This is a genomic window from Ruegeria sp. YTSC002 (assembly GCF_059609845.1).
Genome location: NZ_JBXWML010000003.1, coordinates 124,437 through 144,059 on the forward strand (window position 1 = coordinate 124,437; position 19,623 = coordinate 144,059).

Annotated in this window: 20 protein-coding genes; 17 read left to right on the plus strand and 3 right to left on the minus strand. The window is 56.9% G+C overall.

What is annotated here, in order from left to right; translation table 11 throughout:
• Positions 1-43: 43 nt before the first annotated feature.
• Positions 44-427: a hypothetical protein gene (locus tag AC2FFD_RS08210; protein WP_496872803.1), complete on the minus strand. Its 384-nt coding sequence runs from the start codon at positions 425-427 to the stop codon at positions 44-46.
• A 163-nt stretch (positions 428-590) separates the two neighbouring features.
• Between AC2FFD_RS08210 and AC2FFD_RS08215 the strand changes: the two genes are divergently transcribed.
• Positions 591-1,295, plus strand: a complete 705-nt coding sequence (locus tag AC2FFD_RS08215; RefSeq protein ID WP_171117520.1) for a CoA transferase subunit A — start codon at positions 591-593, stop codon at positions 1,293-1,295.
• A complete protein-coding gene (locus tag AC2FFD_RS08220) occupies positions 1,295-1,921 on the plus strand; it encodes a CoA transferase subunit B (RefSeq protein ID WP_152457252.1) in 627 nt (208 codons plus the stop codon). Before AC2FFD_RS08215 ends, AC2FFD_RS08220 begins: the two co-directional genes overlap by 1 nt.
• A gap of 37 nt (positions 1,922-1,958) precedes the next feature.
• On the opposite strand, the gene AC2FFD_RS08225 is transcribed toward AC2FFD_RS08220, so the two are convergent.
• Complete coding sequence (locus tag AC2FFD_RS08225; RefSeq protein WP_496872804.1) at positions 1,959-2,825, minus strand: lytic transglycosylase domain-containing protein; 867 nt, start codon at positions 2,823-2,825, stop codon at positions 1,959-1,961.
• 353 nt (positions 2,826-3,178) lie between these two features.
• Here AC2FFD_RS08225 and AC2FFD_RS08230 point away from each other — a divergent pair, with 353 nt between their 5' ends.
• From AC2FFD_RS08230 to pdeM, 15 genes are all read left to right on the plus strand, one after another.
• Positions 3,179-3,409 carry a Flp family type IVb pilin gene (locus AC2FFD_RS08230; protein ID WP_117869713.1) on the plus strand — a complete coding sequence of 77 codons (231 nt, stop codon included), beginning with the start codon at positions 3,179-3,181 and terminating at the stop codon, positions 3,407-3,409.
• 313 nt (positions 3,410-3,722) lie between these two features.
• A complete protein-coding gene (locus AC2FFD_RS08235) occupies positions 3,723-3,962 on the plus strand; it encodes a hypothetical protein (protein WP_496872805.1) in 240 nt (79 codons plus the stop codon).
• 291 nt (positions 3,963-4,253) lie between these two features.
• On the plus strand, positions 4,254-5,132 hold the full coding sequence (cpaB, locus tag AC2FFD_RS08240) for a Flp pilus assembly protein CpaB (RefSeq protein WP_170344994.1): 879 nt from the start codon (positions 4,254-4,256) through the stop codon (positions 5,130-5,132).
• A 195-nt stretch (positions 5,133-5,327) separates the two neighbouring features.
• Positions 5,328-6,734 carry a type II and III secretion system protein family protein gene (locus AC2FFD_RS08245; RefSeq protein WP_170344993.1) on the plus strand — a complete coding sequence of 469 codons (1,407 nt, stop codon included), beginning with the start codon at positions 5,328-5,330 and terminating at the stop codon, positions 6,732-6,734.
• Positions 6,735-6,751: 17 nt separating this feature from the next.
• Positions 6,752-7,384 carry an OmpA family protein gene (locus AC2FFD_RS08250; protein WP_480685369.1) on the plus strand — a complete coding sequence of 211 codons (633 nt, stop codon included), beginning with the start codon at positions 6,752-6,754 and terminating at the stop codon, positions 7,382-7,384.
• Between the two features lie 199 nt (positions 7,385-7,583).
• On the plus strand, positions 7,584-8,819 hold the full coding sequence (locus AC2FFD_RS08255) for a CpaE/TadZ family protein (RefSeq protein ID WP_170344991.1): 1,236 nt from the start codon (positions 7,584-7,586) through the stop codon (positions 8,817-8,819).
• A gap of 25 nt (positions 8,820-8,844) precedes the next feature.
• Positions 8,845-10,287, plus strand: a complete 1,443-nt coding sequence (locus AC2FFD_RS08260) for a TadA family conjugal transfer-associated ATPase (protein ID WP_170344990.1) — start codon at positions 8,845-8,847, stop codon at positions 10,285-10,287.
• Positions 10,288-10,298: 11 nt separating this feature from the next.
• Complete coding sequence (locus AC2FFD_RS08265; protein ID WP_152457244.1) at positions 10,299-11,267, plus strand: type II secretion system F family protein; 969 nt, start codon at positions 10,299-10,301, stop codon at positions 11,265-11,267.
• A gap of 10 nt (positions 11,268-11,277) precedes the next feature.
• On the plus strand, positions 11,278-12,252 hold the full coding sequence (locus tag AC2FFD_RS08270; RefSeq protein ID WP_257600221.1) for a type II secretion system F family protein: 975 nt from the start codon (positions 11,278-11,280) through the stop codon (positions 12,250-12,252).
• A gap of 57 nt (positions 12,253-12,309) precedes the next feature.
• Entirely contained in the window at positions 12,310-12,852 is a 543-nt protein-coding gene (locus AC2FFD_RS08275) for a tetratricopeptide repeat protein (RefSeq protein WP_496872806.1), read from the plus strand.
• A gap of 30 nt (positions 12,853-12,882) precedes the next feature.
• Positions 12,883-13,734: a tetratricopeptide repeat protein gene (locus AC2FFD_RS08280; protein WP_257600220.1), complete on the plus strand. Its 852-nt coding sequence runs from the start codon at positions 12,883-12,885 to the stop codon at positions 13,732-13,734.
• A gap of 3 nt (positions 13,735-13,737) precedes the next feature.
• The gene (locus AC2FFD_RS08285; protein ID WP_170344987.1) at positions 13,738-14,283 is read left to right on the plus strand and encodes a prepilin peptidase; all 546 of its coding nucleotides are present in this window, start codon (positions 13,738-13,740) and stop codon (positions 14,281-14,283) included.
• Between the two features lie 115 nt (positions 14,284-14,398).
• Positions 14,399-15,706 carry a DUF8689 domain-containing protein gene (locus tag AC2FFD_RS08290; protein WP_170344986.1) on the plus strand — a complete coding sequence of 436 codons (1,308 nt, stop codon included), beginning with the start codon at positions 14,399-14,401 and terminating at the stop codon, positions 15,704-15,706.
• Positions 15,707-15,746: 40 nt separating this feature from the next.
• Complete coding sequence (locus AC2FFD_RS08295; protein ID WP_496872807.1) at positions 15,747-18,158, plus strand: ligase-associated DNA damage response DEXH box helicase; 2,412 nt, start codon at positions 15,747-15,749, stop codon at positions 18,156-18,158.
• A gap of 40 nt (positions 18,159-18,198) precedes the next feature.
• Complete coding sequence (gene pdeM, locus AC2FFD_RS08300; RefSeq protein WP_496872808.1) at positions 18,199-18,861, plus strand: ligase-associated DNA damage response endonuclease PdeM; 663 nt, start codon at positions 18,199-18,201, stop codon at positions 18,859-18,861.
• Positions 18,862-18,863: 2 nt separating this feature from the next.
• Here the strand turns inward: pdeM and AC2FFD_RS08305 are convergent, their stop codons facing one another.
• Positions 18,864-19,610, minus strand: coding sequence for a LytTR family DNA-binding domain-containing protein (locus AC2FFD_RS08305; protein WP_496872809.1), 747 nt, complete (start codon positions 19,608-19,610; stop codon positions 18,864-18,866).
• Positions 19,611-19,623 lie beyond the last annotated feature (13 nt).

The window sequence follows — 19,623 nt, forward strand, 5'->3', positions numbered from 1 at the left end:
GAAAAGCCCCCTGCAATCGCCTTTTCGACATTGCGGTGGGCTGTCAGCGAATGACCATGGCTGAGGGTCGCACCGCACTTCGAGCGTCGTCTGCCGGTCTTCCGAACCGCTTGAGCTTGGAGAGGAACCGGGCGCGGCCTGAGTTCTGGGCAGCGGCGGTCAGGACATAGACGATCAGGGCTGTATTCTTGTCCACCCCCTGACAGCCGGTATCGCTGGCCAGAACGAAGGCCTCTTTGCCCTGCTGCGCACACCGTTCATTGGCGGTTGAAATTGCAGATTCAAATGAAGACTTCTCAGAGTATCCGGCACCAACAGCTTTGATCTTGTTATCATCGAGCTGAAGTACCGCCGCCTGCTCAGGCTCATAAGCTGACATAGCCAAAAGCGCAGCACCAGCGGTTGTTTCGGCACAAATTCGCTTCATGTTATCAACCTCCTATAATGGTGCGGCGGACATGTTGAGCCGCCTGATCAATTGCAACAGCTCTTTCCATTGGTAGAAATACGACCCCGCCTCCGGTTTCATTGACTTCCCCGTGACGCGACGGCACAACCAGCCCATCACCATGTCATTGGGGGAGTTTTCCATGAAGAAAGTCTATGCCAATGCCACCGAGGCGCTCGATGGGCTGCTGTCGGATGGCATGCTGATCGCCGCTGGCGGGTTTGGCCTGTGCGGCATTCCGGAATTGTTGCTTGAGGCCATCAGGGAATCGGGCGTCAAAGACCTGACCTTTGCGTCAAACAACGCAGGCGTGGACGATTTCGGCATCGGCATCCTGTTGCAGACCAAGCAGGTCAAAAAGATGATCAGCTCGTATGTCGGTGAAAACGCCGAGTTCATGCGCCAATATCTGAGTGGTGAGCTGGAACTGGAATTCAACCCCCAAGGAACATTGGCCGAACGGATGCGCGCCGGTGGGGCGGGCATTCCCGGTTTTTACACCAAGACCGGCGTCGGCACCGTGATCGCCGAAGGGAAAGAGCACAAGGACTTCAACGGCGAGACCTACATTCTGGAAGAAGGCATTTTTGCCGATCTGGCCATCGTCAAGGCCTGGAAGGCCGACGACACCGGCAATCTGGTTTTCCGCAAGACCGCCCGCAATTTCAACGTTCCTGCCGCGACCTGCGGCAAGATCTGCGTGGCCGAAGTGGAAGAGATCGTACCGCGCGGTTCGCTGGATCCCGACTGCATCCACCTGCCCGGTATCTATGTGCATCGCATCGTTCAGGGCGAACACGAAAAGCGCATTGAACAGCGCACCACCCGCAAGAAGGAGGAAGCATAATGCCCTGGGACCGCAATCAGATGGCCGCACGCGCGGCAGAGGAACTGGAAGACGGCATGTATGTGAACCTCGGCATCGGCATCCCGACGCTGGTGGCAAACTATGTGGGTGACAAGGACATCACGCTGCAATCGGAAAACGGCATGCTGGGCATGGGCCCCTTCCCCTTTGAGGGCGAAGAAGACCCGGACCTGATCAATGCGGGCAAGCAGACGATCACCGAGTTGTCCCGCACGGCCTATTTCGACAGCGCCACGTCGTTTGCCATGATCCGCGGCGGCAAGATCGCGGCGGCGATCCTGGGCGCGATGGAGGTCGATGAGAAAGGCGATCTGGCCAACTGGATGATCCCCGGCAAGCTGGTGAAAGGCATGGGCGGCGCGATGGACCTGGTTGCAGGCGTCGGACGGGTCATCGTGGTGATGGACCACACCAACAAGCACGGCGACAGCAAAGTGCTGAAGGAATGCACCCTGCCGCTGACCGGCAAGGGCGTGGTTGATCGCATCATCACCAATCTGGGTGTGCTGGATGTGGTCGAAGGCGGTCTGAAAATCGTCGAACTGGCGGAAGGTGTCAGCGAAGACGAGCTGCGCGCCGCGACGGAAGCGACAATCGTTTCCTGATCAATTGCAAAGGCCCGCCAGATCGCGGCGGGCCTTTTTAGTTGGAAGTCTGAAAAACACAGCCGTCGGAAATCAGGTCCGGCGGCGTCGTGCACAAGGCCCGCGCGATCTGGAACGCGGCGAGGACTTTTGGCACGTAGTCTCGGGTTTCAGCATAGGGCGGCACGCCGCTGTGTTTGCGTACGGCCCCCTCACCCGCGTTGTATCCAGCCAATACAAGTATTGGATCATTCCCGAACTCTTCCATCAGCCAGTTGAGGTATTTTACACCGCCCGCAATGTTCTCAGAGGGCTGAAGGCTGTCCTTTACCCCGAATCTGGCCGCCGTGGCGGGCATCAACTGCATGAGCCCCTGCGCGCCTGCTGAACTGACCGCGTCTGCGCGCCCGGCCGATTCCACCGAGATGACCGCAAGCACCAGCGCAGGTGAAACATTGGTTCCCACAGTGGAACGAAGGATCTCGATCCCGCGTTCCTTTGCGATATCTTGCAGCGATTGCAGTCGCGGTGATCTCACGTTGGTTGCGGCCAGGGCGTTGATGGCCGCGTCAAGCCGCCCGGCCCCGCCTTCATCAATGTGCGGTGAAATCCGGTTCCAGAAAGCCTTGTACGATCCATTGGGGTCTCGTTTGACCTCCGCACCGGGCGCCGGCAGCGGAGCGACTTTGGTGCGCGCGATGATTTCCGGCACCACCAGTTCAGTGCCCGTGCTGGGCGCTGAAGGCTTGGCTGCGTGTTCTTCCGGTGTGATCTGCACGGTCACACGCGGACGTTCACCGGGTTTTGGGGCTTTGACGCGTTTGTATACGCCGCGCGGCTCTGTCTCGGTCGCATTTACGGATGCGATGCCCGATATCAGAAACGCCAGCACACCGGCGCATTGAAGTGCGTTCCGGAGATTCATTTGCCTGCCTCGTGTTTTCTTTTTAGGCGATTTGAACCCCGAATCTTCCCGCAAGGCCAGAAAAACAAAGCGAAATGGGGCAGTTTCGCCTCATTTGGCGCAATTTTGCATCGCTACAGAGCCTTCGGCTCAATCGTGGTGATTTTTTTACCCTTTATTTTCATATAGTTATCCAATTTATAACCAAAAAGTTAAGCTGCGCGAAAAAAAATCGGTGTTTGGCCCAATTCCTGCCATGCCCAACAGTCAAACATAGTCCCATACCGAGACGGACATGAGCGGACTGAGAGAGAAAGCTCTGAAAGACGCCGAGGTTTGTTAAACTCTTTTTGATCCTTTAGGAGGGACGTAACATGATCAAGTTCATCAAGAACTTCCGCAAAGACGAAGACGGCGCAGTAACAGTTGACTGGGTTGTTCTGACCGCAGCAGTCATCGGCCTGGCCGCCGTTGCATATCAGCAGATCTCGGCTGGCGCCACTGGCCTGGCAACCGGCGTAAACGAAGCGCTGAACGCCGCATCGCTGAGCACCGGCAGCAACACCGCGACAGGTGGTATCACCGGCGAAGGCAAAAGCAACTAAGTTGCTGACCTAGAGAATTCCCAAGGCCGCGCTCAACGGGCGCGGCCTTTTTTTGTGACCTGAAACTGCCCAATCTCAATTTCACTAAATCTTGCAGGCAGGCAAGCTGTGAAGGCAATCGCGACGACCACGGTGCCTTGCTGAAATGGCTGCGTTTCTTCTGCCCCGATCAACCCGACCAACGTGCAAAACTTACCAGGGTTTCAAAATTTCCTTACGAAATCAATATTTAGCCCAAATTTCGCCATCCGCACGAACCAGTTATGGGCCAACCTGTCGGTGGCACTGACGCGACGTATTTGGAGATAAGAACATGTTCAGGTTCCTTAATCAGTTTAAATCCGACGAAGCAGGAGCGGTGACAGTTGACTGGGTGGTATTGACCGCCGTGGTCATCGGATTGTCGGGCGCGACCTACCTTGTCATCAGCTCAAGCGTCAACAGCATGGGTGGCAATATCAACGGGGCCATGAACAACGCCGTCGTCAGCACCGGGTCGAACACTGCACCCTCGGGTATTATCACGGCGGGAACCGCTGGCGGCGGAAACTAAGTCGCGGCAGGTGTACGCATCAGCTGTTTTCCAAAGACGTTACGCTTAATCGTTTCGAAGCAAAGCGCTGCGCCCATGGGGTGCGGCGCTCTTTTGTTGCGCACGATCCGCTGGCAATCGTGAGGAAAGGCAACGCTCACCATGAATAATTGTGCGGAAGATGGCGCAGAATCTGACAATCAGGCATATTTGTCCCACATTTCGACACAATTTGCGGTTAGCAAATAGGCTGTTTCAATGTGGTTCCTTGGCCGCTAAGTATTCGACCAAACAAAAGAATGAGGTACACGCATGCGAGCAGTTTTCGGACTTGTCCTGATTGTCGGCATTGCACTGGCCGGGGGCGCCGTCTACATGGCGCGAAACTATATCGCGGAATACCAAAGCGAGTTGGCACGCCAAAGACTTGCTGCGGAAGAGGCCCTGGCCAATGCCAAAGTTGATGTCGTTCCAACTGTCACTGTCTTTGTGTCGAATCGCGCTCTGAAATACGGCGAGCGGTTGACAGAGGAAGATATCCGCGCTGTTGACTGGCCGGAAAACGCGATCCCCGAAGGTACATTCACCGAGCTCACAGCCCTGTTCCCCGAAAGCGGCGCAAATGAACGTTTCGTTTTGAGGGCAATGGAAAAAGACGAAGCGATCATGGAGGTCAAGATCACTCGTCCGGGCGAAAAAGCCGGGCTGACGTCACGTCTGGAAAAAGGTATGCGCGCCTTCGCAATCAGCGTTGACGTGGCCTCGGGCGTTTCCGGATTCCTGCGGCCCGGAGACACTGTCGACATCTATTGGACCGGTTCCAGTGGAACGATCGAAGGGAGCAGCGGCGGAATCACCCGACTGATCGAAACCAACGTGCAACTCATTGCCGTCGACCAGACCGCTGGTTCGGACGTCACCAACACGACCATTGCACGTACAGTTACGGTTGCGGCCACACCGGAACAGGTCGCCGCGCTGGCACAGGCCCAGAACACGGGGCGTCTTTCCCTGGCTTTGGTTGGCGTACAGGATGAATCCGTTGCGTCCACGATTGAGGTGGACCAAAACAAACTGTTGGGAATTCAGAAAACTGCCCCGGAACCCGAGGCAAAAATCGAAAAGGTATGCACAACACGCATCCGCCGTGGTGGCGAAATCGTAAATGTGCCTATCCCCTGCACAAATTGACGCCAATTCAGAACGTTACAGGTTCAGAGCCGCACCCTTGGTGCGGCTCATTTTTTTGCGATTGTTGCCAATTCCCCACATAAGGAAACTTACGGAAACCATTGATTATTGCAATAAATTCGGAATTCGCGCAGTCTCTCATCCCATAGGGCATAAGACCCAAAAAAACGAGGCGTGATCGGAGAGGCAGGTCACATGACAATACGTTCCTGGATCAGCGCAACCCTGCTGGGGTTGTCGCTTGTTATGGCCCCCATTGGCGACACCGCCTGGGCTGAAACTTTACGCGTGGTGAAAAAAGGGACGGTGGAAACACTTGATGTCCCGATGAACCGCGCAATCGTCGTAGAAAGCGAGCAACCTTTCGCAGAGCTCAGCATTGCCAACGCCGGCATTGCCGATATCTCTTCTTTGTCGGAGCGCACGATCTATGTTCTGGGCAAGGCCCCGGGCCTGACCACGCTGACGCTGTTTGACGGCGCGGGCAATCTTTTGGCCAATGTCCGCGTCCGGGTCGCACCGGATGTTACGGAATTCAAGGAACGTCTGCGTCAGATCCTGCCCAACGAACCCATAGAAGTTCGCACAGCCAATGATGGTATTGTTTTGTCCGGTACGATCTCCAGCTCGGCCAAACTGGCACGCGCGCTGGAACTGGCTGAACGGTATGCCCCCGATCGTGTCTCGAACCTGATGTCGGTCGGTGGTGTCCAGCAGGTCATGCTGAAAGTCCGCTTTGCCGAGATGAACCGCTCGGTCGCCAAAAGCCTGACGGCATCGCTTGGTTTCGGCGGAAGTGACGTTACGGGGGGCATCAATACGCTCAACAACCAGTTCGCGCTGAACAACGCTTTGGCGAACAACATTCCGACTGTTCAAGCCAATACAGGCGCAATCCTGTTTGGGTTCGGCGCGGGTTCGACGCAGGTTCGCCTGTTGCTGGAAGCACTGGAAGCCAAGGGGTTGGCCCGCAGCCTGGCCGAGCCGAATCTGTCCGCTCTGTCCGGCCAGGAGGCATCATTCCTGGCCGGTGGCGAAGTCCCCATTCCGGTACCGCAGGATGACGGCGTTGTGGCCATCGAATACAAGGCCTTCGGCGTCGAGATGGACTTTATTCCACGCGTCGTGGACGGCGATCTGATCAATCTTGAAATGGGCACGGCCGTTTCAAGTATCGATCAAAGCTCGGATTTCACCATCAACGGGGATTCGGTTCCCAGTTTCATCACTCGCCGGGCAAAAACAACGATCGAACTTCGCGATGGTGAAAGCTTTGCCATTGCAGGCCTGATCCAGGACAATTTCGCGGATCTGAGCAACCAGATTCCATGGTTGGGAGATGTGCCGGTTCTGGGCGCGTTGTTCCGCAGCGCCAACTACCAGCGCGAGCAAAGTGAACTCGTCGTTATCATCACGGCGCATCTGGTTTCACCGACTCGGGGCGAAACTCTTGCGCTTCCAACCGATCGGGTCAAACCGCCCAGCGAATTTGACTTGTTCTTGAACGGCCGGGTGGCGCGCACACAGCGTACGGGCGCCGGCGGAGCGTCAGAGGTTGCCAAACAGAACTTCGGCAGCTCCTACGGCTACGTCCTAGATTGATCAGGAGGATAGGACCAATGCATAAGTGGATTATCACACTGGGTCTTTCGGTCGCTGTCGCCGCCTGTACCCGCGAGGCCGGGTACGAGATCGACGCAGGCACTTTCGGAAACGCGACGCTCAACAACGTCCAGGTTCAAAGCGGCGAGTTGACCTATGCGCAAATTCTCAGCCGCAGGTTTGCCGCAGATGTACCCAGCCAGGTGAACTTTGCGTTCAACAGCTCGCAACTGGATGCTTCAGCTCAGCGCATTCTTTTGCAACAGGCTGACTGGATCAAACAGTTCCCCGAGGCCCGGTTCCGCGTTTACGGGCATACGGATGCCGTGGGGTCAACCAGCTACAACAAAAGCCTTGGCCTTCGCCGCGCGCAAGCAGTCGTCGCGTTTCTGGGGCAGCAGGGCATCTCGCGCTCGCGGCTTGAGGCGGTGGTATCATTCGGCAAAACGCAACCGCTGATCGCTACGCAGAACCGCGATCGCAGGAATCGCAGAACGGTTACCGAAGTTTCAGGATTCGTTGATCGCAACCCGCAACTTCTGGACGGCAAATACGCTGAGATCGTTTACCGCGAGTATGTGGAAAGCGCGACCTCTGTAAGCATAATTCAGGAAGTGACCGCGCAGGACGGCGCCGGCGGCGGTGGATAATACGTTTGAAATGGGCGGCATCGTCGCCCATTTCCCTACAATTGGTTCTTTTGCGCCCAATTCTTGCCCAACTTCAAAGCGACATTGTGAACAATAGGGTGACCTGCGGCCAAATTTGACCGTATTGGGGCGACAGCACATCCATCTGGCGGATTTCGTTCATATGACATGCTGAGCCCTCACGACGAGGATAGTGTTTATGACCAGCGCGACGCCGCAAGACGACAATACTGCAATCTTGGCCTGCACCATCAGTCGGGATGTTCAGAATTTCGACCTTCTGATCGAAGACATGGAAGCCATCTTGGGCGAACGCTGGGGAGATCTGGGGTTTGCAGAAGCGTTGGCCTTTTTCAGCCAACCCGAAGCTGAAACGCTGGAATTCGTAGCGCTGGCGATCGACGGAGAAGACGAAGACAACCTGTCTCTGCTGGGTGAAATAATCACTCAAGCCAATGAAAAGAAAGTAAAAGTTGTTCTAATCGCCGAGGATGTCACTCCGGCGTCTTTGCACCAACTGCTGCGCAAAGGTGCCGACGAGTTCGTCCCCTATCCTCTTCCCGAAGGCGAATTGCAGGAAGCCATCGAGCGTATGAAGCAGCCCGACCCGGTTGCCGTGGCACAGGCGACCGCCGTTCCCCTGGCCGGTGGCGCGTCCAAGGAAGGCGCGTTGTTTGTCGTTCAGGGCCTTGCAGGTGGAGTCGGCGCAACGACACTGGCCGTTAACCTGGCCTGGGAGCTGGCCTGTGTCTCGGACAAGGACGCGCCGACCGTGTGCCTGATCGATCTGGATCTGCAATACGGGACCGTTTCCACCTATCTGGATCTGCCGCGACGAGAGACAGTGTTTGAAATGCTGTCGGACACGGACGCGATGGACAGCGAAGTATTCTCGCAAGCCCTTCAAACATATGAAGAAAAGCTTCAGGTTTTGACGGCGCCATCCGACATGGTGCCGCTTGACTTGATCACTCCGGAAGACATTCAGCGCGTGATCGACATGGCGCGCGCGCATTTCGACTATGTCATTGTCGACATGCCAAAGACGCTGGTCCTGTGGTCGGAAACAGTTTTGCAGGCCGCCCATGTGTATTTCGCCATGATCGAGCTGGACATGCGGTCCGCCCAGAATGCCCTGCGCCTGAAACGTGCGTTGCAGGCAGAGGAACTGCCATTCAACAAGCTGCGCTTTGCGTTGAACCGTGCGCCGAAATTTACCGATCTGAACGGGAAAAGCCGCGTGAAACGCATGGGGGAAAGCCTTGGAATCTCTATCGACCTGCTGCTGCCTGATGGTGGCAAACCGGTCATGCAAAGTGGGGATCATGGTCTGCCTCTGGCAAATGCGGCCGCCAAGAACCCGTTGCGCCGGGAAATCTCAAAGCTGGCGAAGTCGCTTCACAGCCTCGGCAGCAGTGCCGAAGAAGCTGCGTAAACATCATCCCAAGGGGGGATAAGCCGTGTTTTCAAGATACAAAAAGCAACCCGCAGCGCAGCCCGTCAAATCGCCGGCACAACCGGCTGAAACAGCGGCACCTTCTGCACAAGCGACACCTGTCGCGACCGCGGTGGCACGCAAACCCGTGAAAAAGAATGCAGGTGAGGTCGCAAGTTCAGACAAAGACCGCAAACGCAAGGAGCGGCTGGGTGAGATCAAGATCGAACTGCACCGCGAACTGCTGGAAAACCTGAACCTGGCCGCGCTTGAAAACGCCGGCGAAGCAGAGTTGCGCGCTGAAATCAGTGCCATCGCCAGTGAAGTTCTGGAAACAAGAAACATTGTTCTGAACCGCGAAGACCGATCCCAGCTGAACAAGGAACTTTATGACGAGGTGACGGGTCTCGGCCCGCTCGAGGCGCTGCTTCAGGACGATACGGTCAACGATATTCTGGTGAACGGTCCACAACAGATCTTTGTGGAACGTGCCGGCAAGCTGGAACTCAGCGACATTACCTTCAAGGATGAAAAGCACCTGATGCGGATCATCGACAAGATCGTGTCCGCCGTGGGCCGCCGTGTCGATGAATCCAACCCGTATGTTGACGCCCGTCTGGCAGATGGCTCGCGTTTCAACGCCATGGTGCCCCCGATTGCGGTGGACGGATCGCTTGTTTCCATTCGTAAGTTCAAGAAAGACAAGCTGGGCATTGACGATCTGGTCAATTTCGGTGCGTTTACCGAAGAAATGGCCGCCTATTTGCAGGCCGCCGTGTCCACCCGGCTGAATATCATCGTTTCCGGGGGTACGGGCTCGGGTAAAACGACCACGCTCAACGCCCTGTCCAGTTTCATCGACGACGCCGAGCGTATTCTGACCATCGAGGATACCGCGGAACTTCAGCTGCAACAGACCCATGTGGGTCGGATGGAAAGCCGCCCACCCAACGTGGAAGGCAAAGGTGAAGTCAGCCCGCGCGACTGTCTGAAAAACGCCCTGCGTATGCGTCCTGACCGTATCATCGTCGGTGAGACGCGCGGCGCCGAAGTCATCGACATGTTGCAGGCCATGAACACCGGTCACGACGGATCTATGACCACGATTCACGCCAACTCGGCCCGGGACGGTATTTCACGTCTGGAAAACATGATCGCGATGGCCGGGATCGAAATGCCGATCAAGGCGGTCCGCAGTCAGATCGCCTCGGCTGTGAACCTGATCGTGCAGGCCAGCCGCCTACAGGACGGGTCGCGCCGGATGACCTCGATCACCGAGATCACCGGGATGGAAGGTGACGTGATTTCCATGCAGGAAATCTTTCGTTTTCAACGCGTTGGCCTGACACCCGACAACAAGATCATCGGGCATTTCACCGCCACCGGCGTCCGCAGCCACTATTCGGAACGGTTCCGTCTATGGGGCTTTGACTTGCCAGCGTCCATCTACGACCCAACCACAATGTAGGAGAACCGGGTATGCAATTGCCTATGGAGGCGATCATTTATGTCGCCATCTTTGTGGGGGTTCTTGCCTTGGTCGAGGGCATCTATCTTGTTGCCTTCGGCAAGTCCATCAGCCTGAACAGCCGGGTCAACCGACGCCTGGACATGCTGGAAAAAGGTGCCGGGCGCGAACAGGTGCTGGAACAGCTGCGCAAAGAAATGCAGCAGCATATGAAATCACAGAGCATTCCTCTGTATTCACTGCTGGCAGACAAGGCGCAAAAGGCGGCAATCGCGTTCTCTCCCCGTCAGTTGATCATGATCATGGGGCTGGTATCAGCCATGGCCTTTGTCGGATTGAGCATCGGAACCGCTACGGACACGGCACTGCGCATCGTTGTTTCCATCGCAATCGGCATTGGCGGCGTTTACGCCTGGGTCAACCACAAGGCCAAGAAACGCATGGGGATGATTGAAGAACAACTGCCCGATGCGGTTGAACTGATGGTGCGCTCGTTGCGTGTCGGCAACCCGTTCGTCTCGACGATTCAGGTGGTTGCAAACGAAGTTCAGGATCCGCTGGGAACCGAATTTGGCGTTATCGCCGATGAATGCGCCTATGGTCGCGATGTGGGCGAGGCGCTAAAGGACATGGCTGAACGTCTGGACATGCAGGATATGCGCTTTCTGGCAGTCGCCGTGGGTATTCAGCAGCAATCCGGCGGTAACCTTGCCGAAATTCTGGCCGGATTGGCAAAGGTGATCCGTGCGCGTTTTCGCCTGTTCCGTCGGGTCAAGGCGATTACGGCCGAGGCACAATGGTCGGGCAAGTTCCTGTCCGGGTTCCCTGTTGCCTGTCTGATTTTCATTCTGGTCAAGGACCCGGGCTATTACGACGAGGTGTTGGATCACCCCTGGTTTATTCCCGCGTGTTTTGTTGTCGCCATCCTGCTGACACTGAACCTGATCGTCATGAAAATCATCACCAACATCAAGGTCTGAGGGCAGCACCATGGAAATCCTGACCGGCATCAATGACCTGTTGACCCAGCACCTGGGCGAATTCGGCCCCCTGATCATTGTCGGCGTACTTGGCCTGCTTATGGTTCTGGTCGCTGTCACATTGATCATGAAGCAGCCCGAAGACCCCTTGAAGAAACTGCAAAGATCGAATGCGGCTCCTCCAAAGCAGAAAAAGGGGAAGAAAGAGCAGCTTCGAAACTCGAACCGAAACGAACAGCTTGAGAAGTTCGCAACTTTCCTTGAGCCCAAGAACGAAGAAGAATATTCGGCCGTCGAGTTGAAGCTGCGTCAGGCGGGCTACAGGTCGAAGGATTCGGTTCGGTTCTTCCACTTTGCGCAGTTTTCTCTGGGTATCCTTGGCATTATCATTGGTGTTCTGCTGGTCACGGTTTTTTCCGGCGGCCAGGAGTTTACCGGAACACAGATGATGATCCGGGTGCTTGTCCCCGGCGCGATCGGCTATTTCGCACCCAAATACTGGATTACGCGCCGGGTTGAAGAACGGAAGGAAGCGATTACCGCCGGCTTTCCCGATACGCTTGATCTGATGCTGGTCTGCGTTGAAGCCGGTCAATCGCTAGATCAGGCCATCGTTCGCGTGGCCAGTGAAATGAGCGCGTCTTATCCGGATATCGCGCAGGAATTCGAAACCGTCGCGTATGAAATGAAGGCCGGCAAGGACAAGGACACCGTCCTGCGTGACTTCGGCGTGCGCTGTGGGGTTCAGGACGTGAACTCTTTTGTCACCGTCATGATCCAATCGGCGACATTTGGTACATCAATTGCCGAGGCATTGCGGGTTTACGCCGGTGAGATGCGCGACAAACGCGTGATGCGCGCCGAAGAGGCCGCGAACAAGTTGCCGACCAAGATGACTCTTGTCACAATGATGCTGACGGTCCCACCGCTGCTGATCATTCTGGTTGGCCCGTCGGCGAATGTTATTTCGAGTTTTGGACGCTAGGTCGGATAGAGCCATATGAAAGCTGAATTCAGGTGCTTCCCTTCCGGGTTTCGCCGAATGCTCTGGGCCACCATGGTTTTTGCCATGGTGGCTTCTTGTACAGAAGGCCTGTCACCTAACGGATTGGATGCACCGGGAATTGACGCCAAAGGTCAGGCCGAGGACAGCATCGAGGTCGGAAACAGATTGATGGCAGCCGGAGAATACGAACTGGCGCTTGAAACCTTTACCCGGGCCGCGCTGGACCAGGGTATGACGCCCCAGGTCCTGACGTCTCTGGGTACTGCGAATATTGGGCTACGCCGCTTGGGACAGGCCGAAAAACTGCTGCGCAGAGCCGTCGAAGACGACACGGACTGGCCGGTGGCCTGGAACAATCTGGGTGTCCTGCTGATGGAGAAACAGGAATACCCCGAGGCCGCGCAAGTGTTTCGGCGGGCCTATGCGCTGGACAATGGCGAAAGTGACGCAATCCGGGACAATCTGCGCTTAGCACTCGCAAAAATGGAAAATTCTGTTAATAATACCCCACAAGAACAACAAGAATACACACTGGAGCAGCTTGGCGACGGGCAATTCACGCTACGCAAGATCCAGTAATTGAGGCGAGAGCAGTAAAGGACGCAAAAAATGCGCCAGCAATTCTTGATTCCGACTGTTGTTATCAGTGGTCTGATCCTGTCGGCCTGTGCAAAGGAAACCGAAGAGGAAAAGGTTGAACGAACGTTTCAGGAAGTGAACGTTATCGACGAAACAAACCTGAACGATGTGCTTCTGAGCGCCGCAGATCCAAATGAAGCGGTGACCTATTTCCACGGTGCAGCGCTCAAAAACCCGGACCGGATCGATCTTCAACGCGGACTGGCAATATCCTTGGGCCGCGCCAAACGCACGACCGAGGCCGTAACCGCGTGGAAGCGCGTCACAACGATGAAGGGCTCGAACGCCGCGGACAAGGTTGAATACGCGGACGCATTGGTCCGAAACGGCGACTGGTCGCAGGCCAAAACGGTTCTGGATTCGGTTCCCCCCACCTTTGAAACCTTCAAACGGTATCGCCTCGAGGCAGTCGTTGCGGATTCCCGGAAAGAGTGGAAACGCGCGGATCATTTCTATGAAACCGCTGTCGGGCTGACGACACGTCCGGGCAGCGTGATGAACAACTGGGGATATTCCAAGCTGAGCCGCGGCGAATATGCCGAAGCCGAGCGGTTGTTCTCGGAAGCGATCCGTCAGGACAACTCGCTGTTTACCGCCAAGAACAACCTGGTTTTGGCCCGGTCGGCACAAGGCAACTACAACCTGCCGGTCGTCCCCATGACACAGGTCGAACGGGCGCGTCTGCTCAATACAATGGGTATTTCAGCGGTCAAACAGGGCGACATAACCACCGCCAAAAACCTGTTCCGCGAAGCCATTTCAACCCACCCGCAGCATTTCGACGAGGCGGTCCGCTCGCTTCGGGCGCTTGAAGGGGCCTGACACATGCAGATACCCGCAGTGGCAGCGGCCTGGTTTCTGCCGTTTGTGCTGCCGATCTGCTTTTACGTGGCCTTCACGGATATGCGTGAGATGCGGATCAAGAACCATGCAGTCCTTGCGCTGACGCTGGTTTACATCGTGATAGGTCTGATCGCCATCCCGCCCTGGTCCACAGGCGGCATCAGCGGCAATCTGGGGCCGTTCACCGTGTCCATGCCGGTCTATTTCTGGCAACTGCTGCATATCGTCGTGGTTTTGGTAATCGGTATCTTGCTGAATGCTGCGGGCACCATGGGCGCTGGCGATGCCAAGTTTCTGGCCGCCGCGTCGGCGTTTGTCTGGCTGGGCGATCTGAGAATTGTGCTGATGATCCTGACCGCCTGCGTTCTGGCTGCCGTGCTCACTCATCGTTTGGCCAAAATCACAAAGCTGCGCACCATTGCACCGCATTGGGAAAGCTGGGATCGGGGCAAACAGTTTCCGATGGGGTTCGCCTTGGGCGGATCATTGGCGATGTACCTGATTCTGGGCACTGTTCTCGGATCGTAAACTATCATCAGCGCGCCTTGCCGCTGCCTTTGTCCCGCCACAAAGCTGGTTCATTTTCTTCAAGACGCCCGTTTTCGGGTTCTTGGCGTGACATTTTGATGGACGAGCACCGCGCATGAATATGCAGACTTCCTCAGTTATGGCCCCCCCTGCCCCCAAGGGTCTGGGCGAAATGAAGCTTCCGCTTGTAATGATGCGGGATATTCTGCTTAAGACGATTTTTCGCAAAAACGCGAGCACAGTGTCAGAAGTGGCCGAAGCCATCTGTCTTCCGGGTTCGGTTACTCAGGAACTGATCGACATCGCGCGCGATCAGAAACTGCTTGAAGCGACCGGAACACTGAACGCCAATAGCGGCAATGAGATGGGGTATCAGCTGACCGATGCGGGCAAGGCCCGTTCGCTGGATGCGCTGAGCCAATCCGAGTATTTTGGTGCGATGCCGGTGCCGCTGGATGTCTATCGCGAGCAGGTCAAGCGCCAGTCGATCCGCAACATTCAGGTCACGCGAGAACAACTCGTGGGTGCAATGGGCCATCTGGTCCTGCCCGACAGCCTGCTGGATCATCTGGGCCCGGCGGTCAGCGCGGGCCGGTCGATTCTGATGTATGGTCCACCGGGCAACGGTAAATCCTCGATCTCGAACGGCATACGGGATGCGCTGGGTGACAACGTCTATGTGCCCTACGCCATCGAATATGCGGGTCAGGTGATCACGGTCTATGACCCGATCGTGCACACGGCGATCGAACAAGAGCCGGACGACCCCAACAGCCTGCGTCGTCGCAGGCGGTTCGATTCCCGATATGTCCAATGTGAACGCCCCACCGTCGTAACCGGTGGTGAGCTTTCGCTCAGCATGTTGGATCTGGTCTACAACCCAACCGCACGAACCTATCAGGCCCCGTTGCAACTGAAATCCACCGGTGGCATTTTCATCGTGGATGACCTTGGCCGGCAAGCCGAGCCGCCGCAGGCGCTGGTCAACCGTTGGATCGTCCCGCTGGAGGAAAACAAGGATATCCTCGGCCTGCAATCGGGTGAAAAATTCGAAGTGCCCTTCGACACGCTGGTCATCTTCTCGACCAACTTCCACCCGAATGAGATCTTCGACCAGGCCGCCCTGCGCCGGATCTTCTTCAAGATCAAGATTGACGGCCCGAACCAGGAGAACTTCCTGAAAATCTTTGCCATGGTGGCCCGCAAACGTGGAATGCCGCTGGACGAGGCGGCATTGGTGCACCTGTTGAAGGTCAAATACCCGACCATCAACAATATCTATGCCAACTACCAACCGATCTTCCTGATCGATCAGATGATCTCGATCTGCGAGTTCGAGGGCATTCCTTATCAGATGAACCCGGACCTGATTGACCGCGCCTGGGCCAACATGTTCGTAAAAGACGAGAAAATCGTCAAATAACGCCGTGCCAATCCCTCCTTCGGGCGGGTAATCTGTGACCATGACGCAGATTCCCGCTCGGATTGATACGTGGTTTTCCACCAAAGGCTGGTCCATCCACCCACATCAGCAAGAGATGTTCGATCGGGCGAAGGACCCGGCAACCCTGCTGATCGCCCCGACCGGTGGCGGCAAGACCATGGCCGGTTTTCTGCCTTCCCTGTCCGAGCTGGCCGGTGGAGGCCACAACGGTTTGCATACACTCTATGTCTCGCCGCTCAAGGCGCTGGCGGCGGATATCAAACGTAACCTGCGCACCCCGGTGGACGAGATCGGCCTGCCCATTCGGATCGAGGATCGCACCGGTGACACCTCGGCCACGCAGAGAAAACGCCAAAGGGCCGATCCACCCCATATCCTGCTGACCACACCGGAAAGCCTGGCACTGCTGACCTCGTACGAGGATGCCCCGCGCATGTTCGATGGGGTGCAGCGGATCATCGTCGACGAAATCCACGCACTGGCGGAAAGCAAGCGCGGTGATCAACTGATGCTGGCCCTGGCGCGTCTTCAGCGTCTCAACCCGGATCTGCGTCGCGTCGGCCTGTCGGCCACGGTCGAAGACCCCACGGCGATTGCCCGCTTTCTGGCGCGCCACCCAGACCCCTGCCGGATCGTGCAGGCCGACCCCGGCCCGGACCCGGACATCCAGATGCTGGAAACAACCGAAATGCCGCCATGGTCCAGCGGAGGCGCGGCCTATTCCATTCCGGCTGTGCTGGACCAGATCCGGCGGCACAAGACCACGCTGATCTTTCACAACACCCGCGCGCAGGCCGAGATCTATTTTCACAATCTGTGGCTGGCGAATGACGACGGCCTGCCCATCGGCATCCATCATGGCAGTCTTGACCGACAGCAGCGCGAGCGGGTCGAAGCCGCGATGGTGCGTGGCGAATTGCGCGCCATCGTCTGCACCGGCAGCCTCGATCTGGGCATTGATTGGGGCGATGTCGATCTGGTGATTCAGATCGGTGCGCCCAAGAACGTCAAACGGCTGGTGCAAAGGATTGGTCGGGCCAACCACCGCTATAACGCGCCTTCCAAGGCGCTGCTGGTTCCTGCCAACCGGTTTGAAGTTGTCGAATGCATCGCTGCGCTCGAGGCGGCCAAGGCCCATGACCTGGACGGGGAACCCCGAGGCCCCGGCCCCCGCGATGTGTTGTGCCAGCACATTCTGATTGCGGCTTGTGCCGGGCCCTTTGACGCCGATGATCTGTATGCCGAGATGACATCCGCCGGACCTTATGCACAGTTGACGCGACCCGAGTTTGACGCCTGTCTGGATTTCTGTGCCACCGGGGGCTACGCCTTGCGCGCCTATGATCGCTGGCAAAGGTTGCAGCAGCGTGCCGACGGGCAATGGCAATTGCGCGATCCTCGCGCTGCGTCACGCATTCGCATGAACTTGGGCACGATTCAGGATACCGACACCCTGAAGGTACGCCTGAAGCGCAGCCGTGGAGGTAAACCGTTGGGCGAAGTCGAAGAAGCCTTTGCTGCTTCGCTGACCCCCGGCGATACCTTCCTGATCGGCGGGCAGATCGTGCGCTATGAGGGCCTGCGCGAAATGGTGGTCGAGGTCAGCCGTCGCGCTGATCGCAAACCAAAGATCGCGACCTTCTCGGGCACGAAATTTGCGACCTCCACGCAACTCAGTGACCGCATTCTGCGCATGTTCACCCAAACTGACTGGCCGCACCTGCCTTCTCATACGGCGGATTGGCTGGACTTGCAGCGCCAAGTGTCCCGCCTGCCTCAACGCGATCGTCTGCTGATCGAAAGCTTTCCAAGTGACGGGCGAGAGCATCTGTGCGTTTACGGATTCGCTGGTCGCAATGCGCAACAGACACTGGGCCTGCTGCTGACCAAACGGATGGAGGAAACCGGTTTGGCCCCGCTGGGGTTTGTCGCCACAGACTATGCCACGCTGATTTGGGGTTTGGATGCGGTCACTGACCCGCGCCCTTTGTTTCAACCCGAAACGCTGCGTGACGGGCTGGACACATGGCTGGCGGGCAACGCGGTTATGAAGCGTACCTTTCGCGCGTCGGCAACAATTGCCGGTCTGATCGAACGCAACACGGGCGGACAGCGTAAAACCGGACGGCAAGCCACGTTTTCGTCGGATATTCTCTATGACACTATGCTGAAATATGATCCCGATCATCTGTTGATGCAGATCACCCGCGAAGAGGCCATGCGCGGGTTGGTTGACTTCGGTCGTATCCAGGAGATGCTGGCGCGCATCGGCGACCGCATGGACCTGCTGCGTCTGGATCGCGTTTCCCCACTGGCCGCGCCGCTTTTTCTTGAGGTCGGAAAGGTGCCCGTCAAAGGGGCAGCCGAAGAAAGGCTGCTTGCCGAAGAAAGCGCGCGCCTGATGGAAGCCGCCGGGTTGGACCAGCTTTGATCCCCTTGCGCAAGACGTGGAATCAGGCCAAGAACGTATCATGAACGTGTGCAGATTTTCCTTTGCAGGCCAGCAACTCGATGCGCTGCCGTCTGGCGCATTATGGTGGCCGGCGCGGCGACTGCTCTGTGTCTCGGATCTGCATCTGGGGAAATCCGAGCGCATGGCCCGTCGGGGCGGGGCTACGCTGCCCCCCTATGACAGTCGCGAAACGCTAGACCGTCTGGCACGCGATCTGGAATACACCAGCGCCGAAACCGTCATCTGCCTTGGCGACAGCTTTGACGATCTCGAAGCGGCCCGGGCCTTGCCCGACGCAGAAGGGTTGAGGATTGCAACTTTGCAGGCCGGGCGTCAGTGGATCTGGATCGAAGGAAATCACGATCCCGGCCCGATCGAGATGGGGGGCTCTCATTTGGTCGAATGGCAGTGCGGCCCGCTTATCTTTCGTCATATCGCCCAGGATCGGCGACAAGGCGAGGTTTCAGGCCATTTTCATCCGAAAGCACAGATTCGGACAAAAGGCCGGCACATTTCCCGGCCCGCCTTTCTGCTGGACAGAAATCGGCTGATCCTGCCTGCCTACGGAGCTTATACCGGGGGTTTGCGCAGTTCGGATCGGGCACTTTCCGATCTTTTGGGCGCGGACGCCATGGCCATTCTGACCGGCCCGCATCCGCGGATGATCCCAATGCCACGTTGAATTCAGATCAACCCGTCTTCTTCCAACTTCGGTTTGTACTTGCGGCTCACTGGAACCAGATCGCCGTTCGCCAGGCGCAAAAAGGTTTTGCCCGCCGTTTTTTCAACCCTAACGATGGACGCGTCCACCACCCAATGTGAACGGTGCGAACAGTGCCCGGGAATCGGCTCCATCTCGGCAATTGCGTCCGTAAAGCGTGAGCGGATCGTGAACGTGCCTTCCGAGGTCACAACATCCACATTGTGATCCCTGACCGTCAGACGATGGATTTGGCCGTCGAAATCAGGCGGCAGACGCCTGATCAGACGCGGCTTCTCGATTTCAGGCGTTGAGTCCATCAATGGATTCAGATCATTGCGCTGCACAAGAACCAGACCCGTTGCAAACAAGACCCCATACACCGCTACGGTCTGGGCGCCTGGTGCCATGTGACCTCCACACGTGAACAGGACCCATGCCAACATCCAAAGGGACGGCGTGAACAGAACCAAGATCAGTGCCGCAAATGCCAGATCACGGGCAGGAACATTCAAAAGAACAGGGTTTTTCTGCATCAGCTTGCGCGCCAGCCCGGTGACCGTCAGGGCAAGAACCATCACCCCGGTCCAGAAAAGAAGACGCAATCCAAAGGTCAGATCAGCAACCAGAAACGGTGGAAACGCGTAGGCAAGCAATGGAAGAAAGACAACGCCCGCCGTCACTCGCTGTGGGGTACAAGCATTCCGGACAACTTTGATCTTGGATGTCATACCGCTTTTGTGC

Coding starts and splice junctions, on each gene's coding strand:
- AC2FFD_RS08235 (WP_496872805.1), top strand. CDS start 3,723: ATGTTCAGGTTCCTTAATCAGTTTAAATCCGACGAAGCAGGAGCGGTG.
- AC2FFD_RS08225 (WP_496872804.1), bottom strand. CDS start 2,825: ATGAATCTCCGGAACGCACTTCAATGCGCCGGTGTGCTGGCGTTTCTG.
- AC2FFD_RS08215 (WP_171117520.1), top strand. CDS start 591: ATGAAGAAAGTCTATGCCAATGCCACCGAGGCGCTCGATGGGCTGCTG.
- AC2FFD_RS08290 (WP_170344986.1), top strand. CDS start 14,399: ATGAATATGCAGACTTCCTCAGTTATGGCCCCCCCTGCCCCCAAGGGT.
- AC2FFD_RS08255 (WP_170344991.1), top strand. CDS start 7,584: ATGACCAGCGCGACGCCGCAAGACGACAATACTGCAATCTTGGCCTGC.
- AC2FFD_RS08245 (WP_170344993.1), top strand. CDS start 5,328: ATGACAATACGTTCCTGGATCAGCGCAACCCTGCTGGGGTTGTCGCTT.
- cpaB (WP_170344994.1), top strand. CDS start 4,254: ATGCGAGCAGTTTTCGGACTTGTCCTGATTGTCGGCATTGCACTGGCC.
- AC2FFD_RS08250 (WP_480685369.1), top strand. CDS start 6,752: ATGCATAAGTGGATTATCACACTGGGTCTTTCGGTCGCTGTCGCCGCC.
- AC2FFD_RS08210 (WP_496872803.1), bottom strand. CDS start 427: ATGAAGCGAATTTGTGCCGAAACAACCGCTGGTGCTGCGCTTTTGGCT.
- AC2FFD_RS08230 (WP_117869713.1), top strand. CDS start 3,179: ATGATCAAGTTCATCAAGAACTTCCGCAAAGACGAAGACGGCGCAGTA.
- AC2FFD_RS08295 (WP_496872807.1), top strand. CDS start 15,747: ATGACGCAGATTCCCGCTCGGATTGATACGTGGTTTTCCACCAAAGGC.
- AC2FFD_RS08285 (WP_170344987.1), top strand. CDS start 13,738: ATGCAGATACCCGCAGTGGCAGCGGCCTGGTTTCTGCCGTTTGTGCTG.
- AC2FFD_RS08220 (WP_152457252.1), top strand. CDS start 1,295: ATGCCCTGGGACCGCAATCAGATGGCCGCACGCGCGGCAGAGGAACTG.
- AC2FFD_RS08265 (WP_152457244.1), top strand. CDS start 10,299: ATGCAATTGCCTATGGAGGCGATCATTTATGTCGCCATCTTTGTGGGG.
- pdeM (WP_496872808.1), top strand. CDS start 18,199: ATGAACGTGTGCAGATTTTCCTTTGCAGGCCAGCAACTCGATGCGCTG.
- AC2FFD_RS08305 (WP_496872809.1), bottom strand. CDS start 19,610: ATGACATCCAAGATCAAAGTTGTCCGGAATGCTTGTACCCCACAGCGA.
- AC2FFD_RS08280 (WP_257600220.1), top strand. CDS start 12,883: ATGCGCCAGCAATTCTTGATTCCGACTGTTGTTATCAGTGGTCTGATC.
- AC2FFD_RS08275 (WP_496872806.1), top strand. CDS start 12,310: ATGCTCTGGGCCACCATGGTTTTTGCCATGGTGGCTTCTTGTACAGAA.
- AC2FFD_RS08270 (WP_257600221.1), top strand. CDS start 11,278: ATGGAAATCCTGACCGGCATCAATGACCTGTTGACCCAGCACCTGGGC.